Origin of the sequence: Pseudovibrio sp. Ad13 (assembly GCF_001623225.1) — a bacterium.
In the GTDB taxonomy this organism is placed as follows: domain Bacteria; phylum Pseudomonadota; class Alphaproteobacteria; order Rhizobiales; family Stappiaceae; genus Pseudovibrio.
The window spans coordinates 135,384-150,834 of the sequence record NZ_LMCC01000017.1 but is presented as its reverse complement, the minus strand read 5'-3'; the positions used below and the strand labels follow the sequence as shown (position 1 = coordinate 150,834).

Sequence of the window (15,451 nt, the reverse complement as noted above, 5' to 3'; positions counted from 1 at the left end):
GTAAGATGACTAGGTTAGAGGTTGTTAAGTCATTCGTATCACAACAGGAATGCGATAAAGCCGCATTCCAGAATGGATTTCGCCGAAGTCATGGGGAATCCGAAGGTTGGTATCATTATACCTCAACAACTGCGCAAGGCGCGATCTGGTTAGCGTTAGAGGCGGCAGGCGGTTGGTTGATCGCAATGGACCATGCGGGCGTAATCACCGAAATTGATTTAGACGCAAGCGATGTTGAAGGGCCTGGTCTCGCTCGGTTCTGCTTTGATACGCTTGCCGAACTCTACGAAGTAATGCCGCGTATTTATAGCTTGGCCGTTAGCCTGCCGGACGCTCCGCTGCAAGAGTATCAGCGCAGAACTCGTGGGCTACCAAAGACAACCGAGGCAGAACGTCTTGTTGTGCAGCGTATAGGACAGGATATCTTCCGAGAACGGCTGATCGACTACTGGCAAGGCCGGTGCCCACTTACCGGCATAACTGATCTATCTCTTCTTAAGGCTTCGCATATTAAGCCTTGGAGGGACTGCGACAGTGACGAAGAACGGCTGGATGTGCACAATGGTTTGCTTCTGTCAGCTCTGTGGGACGCGGCCTTTGATGATAGACTATTGACATTCGATAAGGATGGTCAAGTGAAGCTCAGTGCACTTATCTCAACTGAAGCGAAAACCTGTCTTGGAACGGCCGATATAAGATTGCCCTTAACAGATCGGCATCAGGAATATATGAAGCATCATCGGAAGCTCTTCTCTGGGTGAGTAGTTATGCTCAGAAGTTGACTAAACAGAGCGGAGATGAAAGGCATGAGAAGGTCACACCTCATGCACCTAAAGGTTAAACTTCGTCCCACTCTTCGGATGTACAGGAAAAGCACACAAGCGGAAATAGCGAAACTGTTCTAGCGGTGTAATCCCTGTGGCAAGTGCAGCTAAACCACCATGCCGCACCTTCTAGAGCCTGTATTCTGATGAATGACCGCAGTTAGGCAGAACGTACGTTCCTCGAACATGAACTGGTTTGAGACGCGAGCCCTTACAAAGCTTTACTGCATCAACCTCCGGATCTTTTTTCAACCCATGATGGAAATGCCCAAATGGCTGCAGTCGGCCCCTGTTTTTCGAGAATAAGCTCCCGTTCGCTTTATACGGTGTTAAGCGATTTTTTTTCAGCAGCGTTACTTCTCAATACGGGCTAGCCTATAGCGGCTTTCGTCATTGTAAGGTTTGGAGATCTGATGGGGGATATAGTAGGGTGTGATCTGACGCTTGTCGAAGGACTTATCTTCAAAGATGCTTTCGGCAGATTGCTGTTTGATCGAGAGGACGTGAGTGAAGCAATCTATGATGCAAGCGTGGTTGCGTCAGTTTACGATTGGACGCTCGAGGGCATTTGTTCTTATTTTTCCTATCTCTCGCATAGCTGTTGGCCTGTAACTGCTGATCTTCGAACTTTAACTCAACATCACAAGAAAACAGTTCTTCTCGAGTGGCTGGATGATCATGGATTGATGGAAATCCTTGAGAGCGGCAAGGCTCCCAAGAGAACAGAAGAAAAGCTGGCAACTCAGCTGATTTTTGAAACGTATTTGGCTCTGATATCTGCACTACAGCGTGGTGAGCTCATAGTGAAAGGTCGCGATAGAGCCTTAGCGGATGCCCACGTGGTTCCTGCCTCTTATTGGTGTTCTGAGCTTTCATATGTCTCATGGCGCCGAAATGAACTCTTGCGCATTGACGGTGATCAGCGGCAAGTGCTGGCCGAAGATTTGACGATGTTTGTGGCTCAAAGCAGTAAGACAAAACCTGATAGTAAAGACCGTTTTGTTGAGGCTGAAGTTATCCGTTTTCTGGAGGCGCTCGGGGACCAGTCACGATCAAAGAAAGCGCATGTTAGGAAGGACGTATTGCAGCGTTTCCCTGGAGTAAGTGGGCGTCAGTTTGATCGTCTGTGGGCTGATTACGCGCCTCAGTCATTTAAACAAGCAGGTCGTATTTCTTCAAAATAGTCAGGGACATAAATTAAAACACCTGCACTGAATAATCGTGTCGCCTATTTCCTTAGGTGGAATCCAACCAGCATTTCCTCATCGTAAATGAGCGGAGATGATGGTTATGAGGACGGAACTGAACAGCGTTGAGAACGCTTTGATTACAGAAGCGGCGGCGGCGGATTATCTTGGAATTTCTATACGGACCATACAGGCGTGGCGGGTGCGTGGCGGCGGGCCAAGTTATGTGAAGATGGGAAAATCGGTACGCTATCGGCCTTCTGATATTCAGAATTGGATTGAATCTCATCTAACTAGCTCCACGAGTGAAGTGGAGGCGAGGTCATGAGGTGGCGCAATAAACGAAGGCCTCGAATAGCTTTTGAGCGCATTGCCAGAGCGGCTTTATTGCATAGTGATACCATCTGCAGGCAATGGCTCCCCGGTGGGCGACTTTGTGGCTGCGAGTATACCGTGAAGAACCCGCGCCGGATGGATCGGCGGGCTGGTTCCTTCAAGATCAATGTAGCTTCAGGCTTGTGGTGTGACTTTGCGACCGGTGAAGGCGGGCGAGATTTTATTAGTCTTGGGGCCTATTTGTTTTCGCTCTCGCAAAAGCAAGCTGCATGCAATCTAGCAGATATGATTGGAGTGGATGCTTATGAGTGATCCGTTTGCTCCAATCAAAACAGACCAAGTAACCAAATCCAATCGAACGCAGCCACAAAAGGCGATTGTGGTACCGGTGCCAGATGAAGCACCGGAGCCACCTGCTTTCCATCCTAAGTTAGGAGTACCTTCGCAGCGCTGGACATATCGGGATGCAGCGGATGAGGTGCTTGGGTATGTCTGCCGGTTTGATGAGGCCGATGAAGGTAAGAGCTTTCGTCCGCTGTGCTTGTTCCAAGTTGGTGAGCAATTGAAATGGCGGTGGGAGACGTGGCCGCAACCGAGGCCGCTGTATGGTTTGGATCTTTTGGCAAAGGCTCCAGATGCACGCATTGTTATTGTGGAGGGGGAGAAGGCAGCAGATGCAGCAAGGCAGTTGTTACTGAGACATATTTGTATCAGCTCTCCCGGTGGATCGAATGCAGCCAGGAAAGCGGATTGGTCGGCACTTGCAGGTCGTGAGGTTATTATCTGGCCTGATGCGGATGAGGCAGGGCTGAAGTTTGCTGATGAAGTTGTCAGCTGTCTTGAGAAGGTTGGGGCTGCATCTGTAACGGTTCTTGTGCCGCCTGATGGTGTTCCCAAAAGCTGGGATGCGGCTGACGCTTTGGCGGATGAATGGACACCAGAACAAGCTGAGGACCTCGTTTTGTCTTCTCAGGTAGAGGACGTACAGAGACCCGAAGCTAAGCCACGTGCGCGTGGTGTGAGTTTGCTTTCAGTCGCGCAGGATGTGGAGCTTTGGCATTCTCCGCAAAAAGATGCTTTTGCCACTGTGCTTGTGAATGATCATTATGAGCATTGGGCGGTTGAGAGCCAAAGTTTCAAGCGTTGGTTGGTGGGGCGGTATTATGAGAAGACCGGACTTGCACCTTCAACGCAGAATCTAGGCGATGCCTTGCGGGTGTTTGAGGTGCGGGCGTTGGAGCAAGGTGCTTGCCATGAGCCGTATATGCGGACTGGCTGGCAGGATGGGGAAAGCTGGCTGGATCTGGCAGATGAGAGTTGGAGAGCGGTCCATATCACCCGTGACGGGTGGGAGGTGATACAAAATCCTCCCGTCAAATTCATCCGTAAGCAGACTATGTCGCCCTTACCCGTACCTGAAAAAGGGCATGGAATTGAAGAGATGCACCACCTCATCAATGCAGAGGAAGAGGATTGCAAACTCATTCTTGGCTGGATGGTCGCGTCTTTGTGGGGGTGTAGCCGCAGCTATCCGGTTCTTGCACTTGGTGGGGAGCAAGGCAGCGGCAAGAGCACTATGGCGCGGCTGTTGCGGTCCATCACAGATCCCTGTGCGGTTGCTGCGTCTTCCCTTCCCAAGGATGAGCGAGATCTTATGGTGATGGCGCAAAACGGGCATGTACTAAACTTCGACAATGTCTCGAAAATGGAAGGCTGGCTCTCTGATGCGATTTGCCGGATGGCGACAGGGAGTGGATTTATCTCTCGCAAGCTGCATACGGATGGCGATGCCTATTGGTTCCAAGGAGCGCGGCCTGTGCTGCTTAATGGCATTCCTGCACTGACTGAGCGGGCTGATCTGGCAGAGCGGGCGCTTTCTGTTCGCCTCAAGCGGATTGATGAGGTGGGTCGTCAGCCGGAAGAGGTGTTCTGGCAAGAATGGGAGCAGCTCAAACCGCGAATGCTTGGCGCTTTGCTGGACGCGTTGAGCGCAGCAATTCGCAACATTGAGAGTGTGCATCTGGATCGCCACCCACGCATGGCGGATTTTGCGCGGTTGATGGTGGCTGCCTCTTCTGGTCTTGGCTGGGAAGAGGGTGAGTTTCTTGAGGCTTATGAAAGCAACCGGCGCGGTACGGCGGAAGCTGTGTTTGAAGGTGATCCGGTTGCGGTGGCTCTCCATGAGTTTCTCATGGTTCGGCAAGGTGGTGAGAGCTGGGTAGGGACAGCAACTGAGCTTTTGGGCGAGCTCAATATGATTGTGAGTGACCAGATCAGAGGCTCTCGCTTCTGGCCAGCAAAGGTAAATGCGTTTGGTAATGCGGTGGATCGGGCAGCACCACTGTTGAGGCAGAAGCGTATTCAGGTGCTGAAGAAGGCGGCGGGTTCAAAGCGGTTGATTTATCTGGATGTGATTTAGTTGTTTCCCCTTCAAGACGTCATGGGTCCTTCCTGGGCTTTCCCTTGACTACGGGTAGTTCGAGACCACGGCGCAAGCGGCTACGTGGTTTTCGCGAGGGCTTGGTGTTGAGGTTCTTGTTGTTGTTCTCCCTTTTTAGCCCCGCTAATCCTATGGGTTTGTGGAAGAATTTGGTTTCCTTGCATTGACACCTTGCGTTGTTCATCGCATGGTCAGCTTGAGGCGTCAGAACCTTGTTTGCTTAGCGGTCACCGTAACCGTTACTTCGCGGTCTATTTGTGTTTGGGGGTTAGTCTTCAAGCGCAAACTCTCGCTTATGGGCGGGAGGGCGGTGAATACAATACCCTTTGCGGGGGAATAAACCCGCCTGTCTAAGCCAGGTTCTGAACCTCCCGCTCGCCAGTGGGCCATCAGAAGCCTTCTGCTGAGTGGTTCTTCAACTACTTGCTTAGAGGGTTTTTAGATGACTGATACTGGAAAAGAGAAATGTGCCCATACGTCCCTTCGCAATGAAGTGGACCAGCTTCACCTCACAGCCAACCACCTTAAAAATCTAGTTTATTCCATGAGTGTGGTTCTGAGCGAACGCATGGAGCACACACAGGAATATGAAGCGTTACTGACGCTGTTTGATACTGTGCGCAATCACATTGAAGATGTGCAGGGAAGTAGCGAGAAGATTTCCGAGCTGCTTGAACCTTGCGCGCTGGAAGTCTCCAAAGACTAAAAATACGGAATGAAGAGGGGCTTTGCCTCTCACGGAATATTCTGGCTTGGGAAGCGTGATGCTTCTCAGGCCTTTTTTGCAGGAAAATGAAGGATGCTGAAAATCAATACAAAAGGAGTTTAGGGGGAGTGGTGGCAAAATCTCGTGATTTGTTGGAGTAAGTGAAACTGAGGAATGCATACTCTAGCAGTCCAGCTACACTCCAGTTTCATTGAGTGATTTGTAATGAAGGCATTTGTTATGTTGAGATTTTTAAAGCGTTTGATGCTTTTGGCTTCCCTGATCAAATTAGCTTTGGTTTGGTCTGTTTCTTTTGTCTTTGCAGGTCAACTGGGAATGACCTCTATTTCGACATGGACTAGTTGGGAACCATCTGATTGCTATGAGCCTACAGCACCGTATTTCTCTTGTTATGATGAATATTCCTGTGAAAGTGCGGTAGATGAGTACAATGATTACGTGTCAGAAGTTCGATCATATCTGGCTTGCATTCAGAACGAAGCTGAAGCTGATCTTCGAAACGTGACCAGAGCAATTCAAGAGGGTGTCTCTGAAGCTGCTTCCGATAAAAGTAGCGATGTCGATGACGCTAAATACATGCTCGAAAACGCATTAGAGAGTGGTGGATACTCTCTTCGATAGTTAAATTATGCGAGCTTCCTTTTGGAGAGCATTTTATGGAGGCATGAGGCATGCGGATTACAGTGCTGCTAGGTTTACAGACTGCATTGCTAGGGGCAATTGGAAGTAGCCTTAGGGCTGTTGCATGCTCTTGGGATAATAAAAGAGTTAGTATTCGTGCAATTTTTGACGGTGCTATTTCCTCGTTTGAATATGATGAAATGTCTGTTGTTGAAACCGAGGTTTTGTCGCATTTTCCTGAGTGCGAAGTGACATTGCGTTGTTTCAGGATCGATGCGCCAAACCAAATTGTTTTGGAAGAGGCTGAGGTGCTCGTTTTCCATCGCAGAGAGTGACATGCAGTAGCTGATGAAACAAGGCGCTTCAAATACAGCTGCTGACGACCGTTGGCGACTAACTGTCAGCTCTCACTTCTCAAGACCTCGCAGAATGCCTAGCGTCTGACGGCTAGTGACGGCATTCACAGCTTTTTCAGTATTAAGTTGAAAGGGAATTTAGAGGGGGTAGGAGGGGCGAAATCCTGCTTACCAAAACGCCCATTTGCTTACCATATGCTGACAAAAGCCAGAAAAGCAAAAAGCCTCCCGGAGGAGGCTTTGAAATTTCCCTGATAAATCAAGGAGAAGAGTGGTGCCGGCAGCAGGGATCGAACCCGCGACCCCCTGATTACAAGTCAGGTGCTCTACCATCTGAGCTATACCGGCGTCGTCTTCGTTGGAGGGGTATTTACGGGCGCTGGCGGGGTTTGTAAATCCCAAAAATGCAAAAATTTGGAAGAATTCACAGGGGAACGAATTTTTTGGGTGAATTCGGGGTTGATCTGGTTGTTTTGGGGCTTCTTTTCCACATGCGGAAGATGCAGCCTATTGATATTGATAGAAAATTTCTTGGTTTGCGCGTCTGCGTTGTTTTGTGCGTTCGTTTGAAAGGTATTGGGAATTTCTGCGTTCCTATGGGGTGGTGGCCGGAAAACACTGGCGGATTAAAGGAGCGTTGGCTTTGTCGGTTTGGGTGTGAGTTGTGCTTCTTTATTCCCCCTTGGCGATAGCTGGATGATGGAAGGGGAGTGGTGTCGGTGAGTTTCCGCTTCGGTGAGTTTTGAAAGTGAGAAGCATACATATTCGCTGAATGTCAGTTTTGCCTTTGTTGGCGTCTTGGCAGCTGTTGCTATTGGTGGTGCTTACGGGCCTGCGATGAGGTTGCTCTTGTGAGTGGACGTTTTGGGTTGCAGGGCTTTTGAGCAGCGTTCTTTGTTCGGTAGTCGGGGCGTCTGCCCTAATGTGGAAGCTTTGGTTGTTGGGTGACTTAGCTTGGCGCGAAAGGTGTCCCGTTGGGGAGCCGAAGGGTGTTCTAGTGAAACTCAGGGCGCCGCAGGTGCAAAACGATAGGCACTGACTATGGCTGCTCTCTGGATTGCCCGTGCTTATGCTGGCCGGAATAGTCTTGCTGTTTGTCGTGGTCACAAGCTGAGTGTCGTGATGAGAACGATCAGTGATGCCCTCTGAGTGGATCCTGTCCTATGTTGAACCGGGCCAACAGGAAACATCCGCAATGTAAAATACTGTTTTTTGTGAGCTGATCCGGTTGCTGCTGGTCTTGCAGGTCAAGTGAGCTGTGCCTGCAGCATGAAAGGGGAGCAATGGGGCTTAACTACGCATTACAACTCCTATCTGCGGATTGAGAATACTAGGTTGGCTATTTTTTGAGGGGGGAGCAAGGCTTTGCGCAGGACGCAAGGATTTGAGACTCAATTTTGGCTTCAGCTTGAGATGAGCTGTGCACATATGTTTGTAGGGTTCTTGTTCAACAAGAGAGTTGAATGCGGATTTTGGTGCTGGAAGATGAAAGAGGTATCGCTCAGCAAATTGAAAAGGACTTAGTGGCTGCTGCGTTTTCAGTAGATCAGCGTGGATGTGTTGAAGATGCGCAAATGCTCATGAACTCTGAGATGTTTGATGCGTTAATTGCTGATCGAATGTTGCCGGATGGAGATACGATTGAAATTGTCTCATCCCTTTGGGAGGCAGGCAGTGATCTGCCAATTCTTATGCTAACAGCCCGTGATACAATTGAAGATCGTATTGATGGGTTGGAGGCTGGAGCGGATGATTATCTGATCAAGCCGTTTGCGATGTCTGAGCTTGTCGCAAGAATGCGGGCTTTGTTGCGCCGGTCAGGCTCCGTGTTTGGTAAAACTGAAACTGTCGGCAGTCTTTCCTATAACTTTAAATCTCGAACAACCACGGTCAACGCGGTGGCCTTGCCCTTGCTAAGGCATGAACTGCTGGTTCTTGAGAGCTTGATCAGCAGCCGTGGGCACGTTGTGACCAAAGACGATAATGTCGCTGGTGGTGGGCTTATTTGTGTAAGGCGCATGCTTAAAGATCTGACTATCACACTGCGCATCATGGAGGTGGTGCTACTCAGCTAAACTCAACTAACTGGCAAAGTTTCAGCTTCATGGTCAGCCCGATGCGAGAACAGTAGCGTATTGGAAAGCTATCTCTGCATCGGCTTGGTGCCATAGGCTTTGTTTATAAGGTTAGTGAAATATGCGTATTAGTTTTGGTAGGTTGTTCAAACCGCACGAAGCTCACCAGGGAGTAAGTAATCCTGTCACAAGTGCGCAGCTTCAAAAAAAGATTGCTTCTGACTTCGCTAAGAAGCCAGAAGGCTGGCATCCTCAGGTTTGCTATAATTTTGCTCTGAAAGTGGGCGTGCTTGAAGGGAAAATCCCAAACCATTTGAAGCAGGAACTTATGAGCGGAGCAAAAGTAGGTGGTTACCCGCTTGGCTTCTCTGATAAAATGGGCATCACTGCTTCAAACACGCAGAAGTATTTCGACCATACAAAGATAACCGGGTCAGGCATCATCAACTTCATCGATGATCAGGTCGGTGCGGTTGTACACACTGCCTATCTGCAAAAAGAGGATGGCGGCAGTGTTCATATCTACCATGCTAATTGCATGACACTAGATATGGCTTTGCTTGGTGATGCCCCAGACATTCCTAAGGTTGGCTGCGTTACGCATTACGAAGTGAGTGATCACTATACTCAGAATCGTCTTCAACGCTGGCTGGATGGGGGCTACAGCTTCAAATTTACGCCTGCGTCCAAGCTGTCTATATAAGGTGGGTCCCAACAAAGATGGGTACATAACCCGCTATAGAATTTTTGCTTCATGCGGTTTGTGGTTGCTACTTGAGGCGCGACCCTTGTTTGAGTTTAAAGCTGTTCGCTTTTAGCTGAAACGCATGAACTGCTTTAATCTTTGTTTTTGCGTGCCTCTATCTGAAAACCGGTTTCTACTTTTCGGGATACGCTATAGGTGCAGACCCGGAGGCTGTCGGTTAGGACAGCCCCATTTTCATGCGAGCGACGTAGAGGGACAGGATCGCGGCGTTGGAGACGTTTAGGGATTTGATCTCGCCTGGCATGTCGAGGCGGGCGAGGGCGTCGCAGTTTTTGCGGACGCCTTCACGTACACCTTTTCCTTCTGAGCCGAGGACCAGCAGGGTCTTATCCGTGAATGTTGTATTTTCGACGGAGTTCGGGCCTTCGCTGTCCAGTGCGATTGCCTGATAGCCTTTATCTCTCATTTCATCGACAAAACGAGACATGTTCGGGACGCGGACGTGTTTGATCATATCCAGTGCGCCACTTGCTGTTTTGGCAAGGACCGGACCTTCTTCAGGTGCGTGGCGGCGGGTGGTGACAACCGCGTCAGCACTCAAAGCGACAGCGGAGCGGAGGATGGCGCCGACATTGTGCGGATCGGTGACCTGATCGAGTGCCAGAACGAGCTGACCGTCCTGGAGTTCTTCCGGTCCATATTCAGGAAGGGCATCCACCAGCAGTGCAGCGCCCTGATGGACGGCATCTTTGCCAACCAGCTTGTCGATGTCGCGGGGGCTGGCTTCTTCAACCGGGACGTCAATCTTCAGATTGCGCTCTTCCAGCCGCCGTAATGCGTTTTGCGTTATGAGGAGCTTGTGGCGAGTGCGTTCTGGATTTCTAAAGGCGGCTTCAATGGTGTGAAGTCCATATATATAGAAAGGGCCGTCTTCAGCAGCTGATTTCTTCAGCCAGGGCTTGCCCTTTGAAAATCCACCAGACGGTTTTCCATCGGGCCGGCTTTTCTTATGGGGGCGATCATTGCTTCGCTCTGGGCTTTGCTCAGGGCTCCAGCGGTTGCCGCCTGCGCTCTTTTGTTTTTTAAAGTTGCTCATAGCCTCTCGATACTCCGGTGATGTTTTCGCTTCAAGGGAATAAAGAGGGGAGACTAAACATTCCTTTTTTGCTGCTTATATAAAAAGAGCAGGTCTAGTGAATTTGAGAGGGTGTTCATGTGTGGAATCTTTTCACTTTGCCAAAAAAAGAATTTGCACCAAAATTGCCGGGTTTGGTGTGAAGAGCTGTGATTTAGCAAGGTCATACGTAGATTCCGTCGGTTAGTTCTCCGACAAAAAAGGGGGAAAACTAACTGCCTTGTTGATTTTGCACAGGCACATGCAAAAGAGGCGTTGACAGATGGCGTTCTCAGCGGCATAAACCGCGCCACAGGACGCGGCGCAACTGCTTAGCGGTTAAGCGGCGTGTTCGGCAAAACGAGTTTCAAAAAGTTCTCTTTTAGAGAATTTTGGTCGATCTCGGAGGAGTGCCCGAGTGGCTAAAGGGGGCGGACTGTAAATCCGCTGGCTATGCCTACGTTGGTTCGAATCCAACCTCCTCCACCATCGACTTGAAATTGGTAATGCGGGTGTAGCTCAATGGTAGAGCAGCAGCCTTCCAAGCTGAATACGAGGGTTCGATTCCCTTCACCCGCTCCAATCTCTTCTCGCTCTTTGCTGAAGGTATCCTAACAGAATCCTTGGGGTCTTTTATTGGCTTCAAGCCTTGATCGACGGAACTACGATTAAATAGAGAGCTACGCCCATGGCGAAGGAAAAATTTGAACGTAATAAGCCGCACGTCAACATCGGCACAATCGGCCACGTTGATCACGGCAAAACTACGCTGACTGCTGCGATTACTAAATCTTTTGGTGATTTTAAAGCATACGACGAAATTGACGGTGCTCCTGAAGAGCGCGCACGTGGTATCACTATCTCCACTGCGCACGTTGAGTATGAGACCGAAGCTCGTCACTACGCACACGTTGACTGCCCAGGCCACGCCGATTATGTGAAAAACATGATTACTGGTGCTGCACAGATGGACGGCGCGATCCTCGTTGTTAACGCTGCAGACGGCCCGATGCCTCAGACACGTGAGCACATCCTGCTCGCTCGTCAGGTTGGTGTGCCTGCTCTGGTTGTCTTCATGAACAAAGTTGACCAGGTTGACGACGAAGAACTGCTTGAACTCGTGGAAATGGAAGTTCGTGAACTTCTTTCTTCCTACGAATTCCCAGGCGATGATATTCCAATCATTGCTGGTTCTGCACTTGCTGCTCTTGAAGACCGCGATGACGCGATCGGCAAAGACAAAATTGTAGAGCTGATGGCTGCAGTTGACGACTATATCCCAACTCCTGACCGTCCACGCGATCTGCCATTCCTGATGCCGATCGAAGACGTGTTCTCTATCTCTGGCCGTGGTACTGTTGTAACCGGTCGTGTAGAGCGTGGCATCGTTCACGTTGGTGACGAAGTTGAGATCGTTGGCGTTAAGGACACATCTAAGACCACTGTTACTGGTGTTGAAATGTTCCGCAAGCTGCTCGATCAGGGCGAAGCTGGCGACAACATCGGTGCATTGATCCGTGGTGTTGGTCGTGAAGATGTTGAGCGTGGCCAGGTTCTTTGTAAGCCAGGTTCCGTTACTCCTCACACCAAGTTCAAAGCTGAGGCATACATCCTCACCAAGGAAGAGGGTGGACGTCACACTCCATTCTTCACCAACTACCGTCCACAGTTCTACTTCCGTACGACTGACGTGACTGGTGTTGTTTCTCTGCCAGAAGGCACAGAAATGGTGATGCCTGGTGATAACGTTGCTGTTTCAGTTGAACTTATCGTTCCGATCGCTATGGAAGATGGTCTGCGCTTCGCTATCCGTGAAGGCGGTCGTACCGTCGGCGCTGGTGTGGTAGCAGAAATCATCGAATAAAGACTTTTAAAGTCTTTACATATCGTACCGCGGTGGTTATTGCGGTACGGTTCCTTCCAGTAAGTTGATTATTGGTCGGAAAAAAGTTTTGTCCCATGCTTGGGACTTTGTAGGGGTATAGCTCAGTTGGTAGAGCGACGGTCTCCAAAACCGTAGGTCGCGGGTTCGAGCCCTGCTGCCCCTGCCATCTCTTTGGTTGAGAAAAATCTTGATTAATCGAAGTTGGTGGCATATGAAGAGTTTTTCAGGGATAGGGCGCGTGGAAGAATCTACGCGCCCACCTGTCGTGTAATGGGCCGGGACCGGATGGCAAAAACCAATCCTTTTACATTTATCCAGCAAGTTCGTTCTGAAACTGCGAAGGTAACTTGGCCGACGCGTAAGGAAACTGGCGTGACCACGTTAATGGTCTTCGTGATGGTTTTCCTGGCGGCGATGTTCTTTCTTGCTGCTGACCAGCTGATGAGCTGGGGTATCAGTTTACTGCTTGGCTTCTAAATAGCCTTACAGGCATTTCTAGTAGGAACAGGATTTAAGATGGCTAAGCGCTGGTATATTGTGCACGCTTATTCGAACTTCGAGCGTAAAGTTGCTGAAGCGATTAAAGAAAGAGCTCAGCAGCAGGGTCTTGAAGATTCATTTGACGAAGTTCTGGTTCCGACCGAGAAATTCGTAGAGGTACGTCGCGGTCGCAAAGTTGATGCTGAGCGTAAGTTCTTTCCAGGATACGTTCTGGTGAAGATGGAGATGAGCGACGATGCTTATCACCTGATCAACGATACGCCGAAAGTTTCTGGCTTCCTCGGTAACGACAAGAAGCCGATGCCGATCTCTGAGGCTGAAGCGCAGCGTATTCTTAATCAGGTTCAGGAAGGTGTCGAAGCTCCGAAACCTTCTGTCAGCTTTGAAGTTGGTGAACAGGTTCGCGTCAGCGATGGCCCGTTTGCTTCCTTCTCTGGTCTCGTCGAGGAAGTCGATGAGGAACGGGCACGTCTGAAAGTGACAGTGTCCATCTTCGGCCGGGCTACCCCGGTTGAACTTGAATACGGACAGGTCGACAAAGTCGGTTAAGTCCGGGATGGGGCGGCAGGTGAAGCGCACTTTCGTCGGTGTGCTGGAAGCCAGACCGCCCGCTCTCTTATCCAGTGAAATGCGCTTGGCGTGATTTCACAGATCCATTCTGGAGAGAATTATGGCGAAAAAGATTGACGGCTACTTAAAGCTTCAGGTGCCAGCAGGTTCTGCTACACCATCCCCACCAATTGGTCCTGCGCTGGGTCAGCGCGGTCTGAACATCATGGAATTCTGTAAGGCGTTTAACGCTAAGACCCAGGATGTTGAGAAAGGTGCTCCTTGCCCAACCATCATTACTTATTACTCCGATAAGTCTTTCACTTTTGAAGTTAAGACAGCTCCGGCTTCTTTCTTCCTTAAGAAAGCTGCGAAAGTCAAATCTGGCTCAGCAACTGCTGGTCGCGGTACCATCGCGTCCGTGACTAAAGCTCAGGTTCGTGAAATCGCAGAAGCTAAGATGAAAGATCTCAACGCTAACGACATCGAAGCAGCAATGCTGATGATCGAAGGCTCCGCCCGTTCCATGGGTCTGGAAGTTACGGAGTAAAGTATCATGGCTAAAGTAGGTAAGCGCATTAAAGCTGCTCGCGAAGGTATTGATCGTAACAAAGAGTACGCAGTAAGCGAAGCTCTTGGTGTTGTTAAGTCTGGCTCCACTGCCAAGTTTGACGAAACCATCGAAGTTGCAATCAACCTTGGTGTTGACCCACGTCACGCAGACCAGATGGTTCGTGGTGCATGTGTTCTTCCAAACGGTACCGGTAAAACTGTACGCGTTGCTGTATTTGCTCGTGATGCGAAAGCTGATGAAGCAAAAGCTGCTGGCGCAGACATTGTTGGTGCTGAAGAGCTGGTTAAAGAAGTTCAGGGCGGTACCATCAACTTCGATACCGTCATCGCAACTCCTGACATGATGCCACTCGTTGGTCGTCTTGGTAAAGTTCTCGGTCCTCGCGGCATGATGCCTAACCCTAAGGTTGGCACTGTGACCCCTGATGTGACCAAGGCTGTTACAGACGCCAAAGGTGGTTCTGTACAGTTCCGCGTTGAAAAAGCTGGTATCATCCACGCTGGCGTTGGCAAAGCTTCTTTTGAAGCTTCCAAGCTGGAAGAGAACGTGAAAGCGTTCGTTGATGCAGTGATCAAAGCTAAGCCATCAGGTGCAAAAGGTACGTACGTTAAGCGCGTAGCCCTTTCATCCACGATGGGACCTGGCGTGAAGGTTGATCTTGGTTCTATTACCGAGTAAACACCTCGCCTATAAGAGTTACCTCCCGCTTTCATGTGGGAGGTTTTACCGCTGAAAGACTGTTATGGTCCTTCGGCATCCCTGTCCGAGACTGCAGGTGCCAACGTTTGTTGGTTTAAGTTTTTGATAAGAAAGGCCTGCATAGATGGAGAAGAACTGATTTGGTTGATATGCAAAATGCAATTCAACCTTGCGGTTCGAACCAAATTGCCTTGCTGCGTCTCTCCGGCGCGTAAGGGGACAGGACCCTAATCGTCGTTGTCGAGGTTGGGTTAGCCCAACTTTGATGCGGCAAAGGCAAACCGGCGGCAATGAGAATTGCTGCCAACTGGAGAAGGCAAGTGGAAAGAGCGGATAAGCAAAAGTTCGTCAGCGATTTCAACGAAGTGTTGTCGAACACTGGCGTTGCAGTTGTTGCGCACTATGCGGGCCTTTCAGTTTCTCAGATGACTCAGCTGCGTGCTGATGCTCGTGAAGCTGGTGGTACCGTAAAGGTTGCTAAAAACCGCCTTGTCAAGCTTGCCCTTCAAGGCACTGAACTAGAGCATATCAGCGACCTGTTCACAGGCCCAACTGTCATCGTCTACTCTGACGATCCAGTTGCTGCGCCTAAGGCTGCTGCTAACTTCGCTAAGGCTAACGAAAATTTCGTAATCCTTGGTGGTGCTCTTGGTTCAACTAACCTGGATACTGCTGGTGTTAAAGCACTGGCAGCGATGCCGTCTCTGGACGAGCTTCGTGGCAAGCTGGTGGGTATGCTTCAGACCCCAGCGACCCGTATGGCCATGGTTACGAGCGCACCGGCCGGGCAACTTGCTCGCGTCTTCAATGCGTACGCCGAGAAGGACCAAGCCGCGTAAGGCGGAACCACATAATTT

17 protein-coding genes and 4 tRNA genes are annotated in these 15,451 nt (G+C 50.0%); 19 read left to right on the top strand and 2 right to left on the bottom strand.

Annotated elements, in window-relative coordinates; all coding sequences use genetic code 11:
- Positions 1–5: 5 nt before the first annotated feature.
- From PsAD13_RS20395 to PsAD13_RS20360, 8 genes are all read left to right on the top strand, one after another.
- Positions 6–761, top strand: a complete 756-nt coding sequence (locus PsAD13_RS20395) for an HNH endonuclease (protein ID WP_063319302.1) — start codon at positions 6–8, stop codon at positions 759–761.
- 566 nt (positions 762–1,327) lie between these two features.
- Positions 1,328–2,008, top strand: a complete 681-nt coding sequence (locus tag PsAD13_RS20390; protein ID WP_153040946.1) for a hypothetical protein — start codon at positions 1,328–1,330, stop codon at positions 2,006–2,008.
- 97 nt (positions 2,009–2,105) lie between these two features.
- Positions 2,106–2,339 (top strand): helix-turn-helix domain-containing protein, encoded by a 234-nt coding sequence (locus PsAD13_RS20385; RefSeq protein ID WP_208986834.1) that lies wholly within the window; start codon positions 2,106–2,108, stop codon positions 2,337–2,339.
- Entirely contained in the window at positions 2,336–2,659 is a 324-nt protein-coding gene (locus PsAD13_RS20380) for a hypothetical protein (RefSeq protein ID WP_063319300.1), read from the top strand. The genes PsAD13_RS20385 and PsAD13_RS20380 overlap by 4 nt, the downstream gene beginning before the upstream one ends.
- The gene (locus tag PsAD13_RS20375; protein WP_063319299.1) at positions 2,652–4,766 is read left to right on the top strand and encodes a DUF6371 domain-containing protein; all 2,115 of its coding nucleotides are present in this window, start codon (positions 2,652–2,654) and stop codon (positions 4,764–4,766) included. Before PsAD13_RS20380 ends, PsAD13_RS20375 begins: the two co-directional genes overlap by 8 nt.
- Positions 4,767–5,229: 463 nt before the next feature.
- On the top strand, positions 5,230–5,493 hold the full coding sequence (locus tag PsAD13_RS20370) for a hypothetical protein (RefSeq protein WP_014286557.1): 264 nt from the start codon (positions 5,230–5,232) through the stop codon (positions 5,491–5,493).
- 225 nt (positions 5,494–5,718) lie between these two features.
- Positions 5,719–6,135, top strand: a complete 417-nt coding sequence (locus PsAD13_RS20365) for a hypothetical protein (RefSeq protein ID WP_153040945.1) — start codon at positions 5,719–5,721, stop codon at positions 6,133–6,135.
- Between the two features lie 50 nt (positions 6,136–6,185).
- Entirely contained in the window at positions 6,186–6,470 is a 285-nt protein-coding gene (locus PsAD13_RS20360) for a hypothetical protein (RefSeq protein WP_063319297.1), read from the top strand.
- Positions 6,471–6,763: 293 nt separating this feature from the next.
- Here the strand turns inward: PsAD13_RS20360 and PsAD13_RS20355 are convergent.
- A tRNA-Thr gene (locus tag PsAD13_RS20355) sits at positions 6,764–6,839 on the bottom strand.
- Between the two features lie 1,115 nt (positions 6,840–7,954).
- Here PsAD13_RS20355 and PsAD13_RS20350 point away from each other — a divergent pair.
- Entirely contained in the window at positions 7,955–8,566 is a 612-nt protein-coding gene (locus PsAD13_RS20350) for a response regulator transcription factor (protein WP_063319296.1), read from the top strand.
- A 121-nt stretch (positions 8,567–8,687) separates the two neighbouring features.
- Complete coding sequence (locus PsAD13_RS20345; protein WP_153040944.1) at positions 8,688–9,269, top strand: hypothetical protein; 582 nt, start codon at positions 8,688–8,690, stop codon at positions 9,267–9,269.
- Between the two features lie 220 nt (positions 9,270–9,489).
- Here the strand turns inward: PsAD13_RS20345 and PsAD13_RS20340 are convergent, their stop codons facing one another.
- Positions 9,490–10,368, bottom strand: a complete 879-nt coding sequence (locus PsAD13_RS20340) for an RNA methyltransferase (protein WP_063319294.1) — start codon at positions 10,366–10,368, stop codon at positions 9,490–9,492.
- 422 nt (positions 10,369–10,790) lie between these two features.
- On the opposite strand from PsAD13_RS20340, the gene PsAD13_RS20335 reads away from it, so the two are divergent.
- From PsAD13_RS20335 to rplJ, 9 genes are all read left to right on the top strand, one after another.
- A tRNA-Tyr gene (locus tag PsAD13_RS20335) sits at positions 10,791–10,875 on the top strand.
- A gap of 19 nt (positions 10,876–10,894) precedes the next feature.
- Positions 10,895–10,968 (top strand) — tRNA-Gly (locus PsAD13_RS20330).
- A 106-nt stretch (positions 10,969–11,074) separates the two neighbouring features.
- On the top strand, positions 11,075–12,250 hold the full coding sequence (tuf, locus tag PsAD13_RS20325) for an elongation factor Tu (protein ID WP_063289481.1): 1,176 nt from the start codon (positions 11,075–11,077) through the stop codon (positions 12,248–12,250).
- A 111-nt stretch (positions 12,251–12,361) separates the two neighbouring features.
- A tRNA-Trp gene (locus PsAD13_RS20320) sits at positions 12,362–12,437 on the top strand.
- A gap of 119 nt (positions 12,438–12,556) precedes the next feature.
- Complete coding sequence (gene secE, locus PsAD13_RS20315; protein ID WP_057464836.1) at positions 12,557–12,748, top strand: preprotein translocase subunit SecE; 192 nt, start codon at positions 12,557–12,559, stop codon at positions 12,746–12,748.
- 39 nt (positions 12,749–12,787) lie between these two features.
- Positions 12,788–13,321: a transcription termination/antitermination protein NusG gene (gene nusG / locus PsAD13_RS20310; RefSeq protein ID WP_057464835.1), complete on the top strand. Its 534-nt coding sequence runs from the start codon at positions 12,788–12,790 to the stop codon at positions 13,319–13,321.
- A gap of 121 nt (positions 13,322–13,442) precedes the next feature.
- Positions 13,443–13,871, top strand: coding sequence for a 50S ribosomal protein L11 (rplK, locus tag PsAD13_RS20305; RefSeq protein ID WP_057464834.1), 429 nt, complete (start codon positions 13,443–13,445; stop codon positions 13,869–13,871).
- Between the two features lie 6 nt (positions 13,872–13,877).
- Positions 13,878–14,573, top strand: a complete 696-nt coding sequence (rplA, locus tag PsAD13_RS20300) for a 50S ribosomal protein L1 (protein ID WP_057464833.1) — start codon at positions 13,878–13,880, stop codon at positions 14,571–14,573.
- Between the two features lie 341 nt (positions 14,574–14,914).
- Positions 14,915–15,433: a 50S ribosomal protein L10 gene (gene rplJ, locus PsAD13_RS20295; RefSeq protein ID WP_063289485.1), complete on the top strand. Its 519-nt coding sequence runs from the start codon at positions 14,915–14,917 to the stop codon at positions 15,431–15,433.
- The last annotated feature ends 18 nt before the right edge of the window (positions 15,434–15,451 follow it).

Excerpts from the sequence above, each read along its gene's own strand:
- PsAD13_RS20395 (WP_063319302.1), top strand. The coding sequence starts at position 6 with ATGACTAGGTTAGAGGTTGTTAAGTCATTCGTATCACAACAGGAATGC.
- PsAD13_RS20385 (WP_208986834.1), top strand. The coding sequence starts at position 2,106 with ATGATGGTTATGAGGACGGAACTGAACAGCGTTGAGAACGCTTTGATT.
- PsAD13_RS20380 (WP_063319300.1), top strand. The coding sequence starts at position 2,336 with ATGAGGTGGCGCAATAAACGAAGGCCTCGAATAGCTTTTGAGCGCATT.
- PsAD13_RS20375 (WP_063319299.1), top strand. The coding sequence starts at position 2,652 with ATGAGTGATCCGTTTGCTCCAATCAAAACAGACCAAGTAACCAAATCC.
- PsAD13_RS20370 (WP_014286557.1), top strand. The coding sequence starts at position 5,230 with ATGACTGATACTGGAAAAGAGAAATGTGCCCATACGTCCCTTCGCAAT.
- PsAD13_RS20365 (WP_153040945.1), top strand. The coding sequence starts at position 5,719 with ATGAAGGCATTTGTTATGTTGAGATTTTTAAAGCGTTTGATGCTTTTG.
- PsAD13_RS20360 (WP_063319297.1), top strand. The coding sequence starts at position 6,186 with ATGCGGATTACAGTGCTGCTAGGTTTACAGACTGCATTGCTAGGGGCA.
- PsAD13_RS20350 (WP_063319296.1), top strand. The coding sequence starts at position 7,955 with ATGCGGATTTTGGTGCTGGAAGATGAAAGAGGTATCGCTCAGCAAATT.
- PsAD13_RS20345 (WP_153040944.1), top strand. The coding sequence starts at position 8,688 with ATGCGTATTAGTTTTGGTAGGTTGTTCAAACCGCACGAAGCTCACCAG.
- PsAD13_RS20340 (WP_063319294.1), bottom strand. The coding sequence starts at position 10,368 with ATGAGCAACTTTAAAAAACAAAAGAGCGCAGGCGGCAACCGCTGGAGC.
- tuf (WP_063289481.1), top strand. The coding sequence starts at position 11,075 with ATGGCGAAGGAAAAATTTGAACGTAATAAGCCGCACGTCAACATCGGC.
- secE (WP_057464836.1), top strand. The coding sequence starts at position 12,557 with ATGGCAAAAACCAATCCTTTTACATTTATCCAGCAAGTTCGTTCTGAA.
- nusG (WP_057464835.1), top strand. The coding sequence starts at position 12,788 with ATGGCTAAGCGCTGGTATATTGTGCACGCTTATTCGAACTTCGAGCGT.
- rplK (WP_057464834.1), top strand. The coding sequence starts at position 13,443 with ATGGCGAAAAAGATTGACGGCTACTTAAAGCTTCAGGTGCCAGCAGGT.
- rplA (WP_057464833.1), top strand. The coding sequence starts at position 13,878 with ATGGCTAAAGTAGGTAAGCGCATTAAAGCTGCTCGCGAAGGTATTGAT.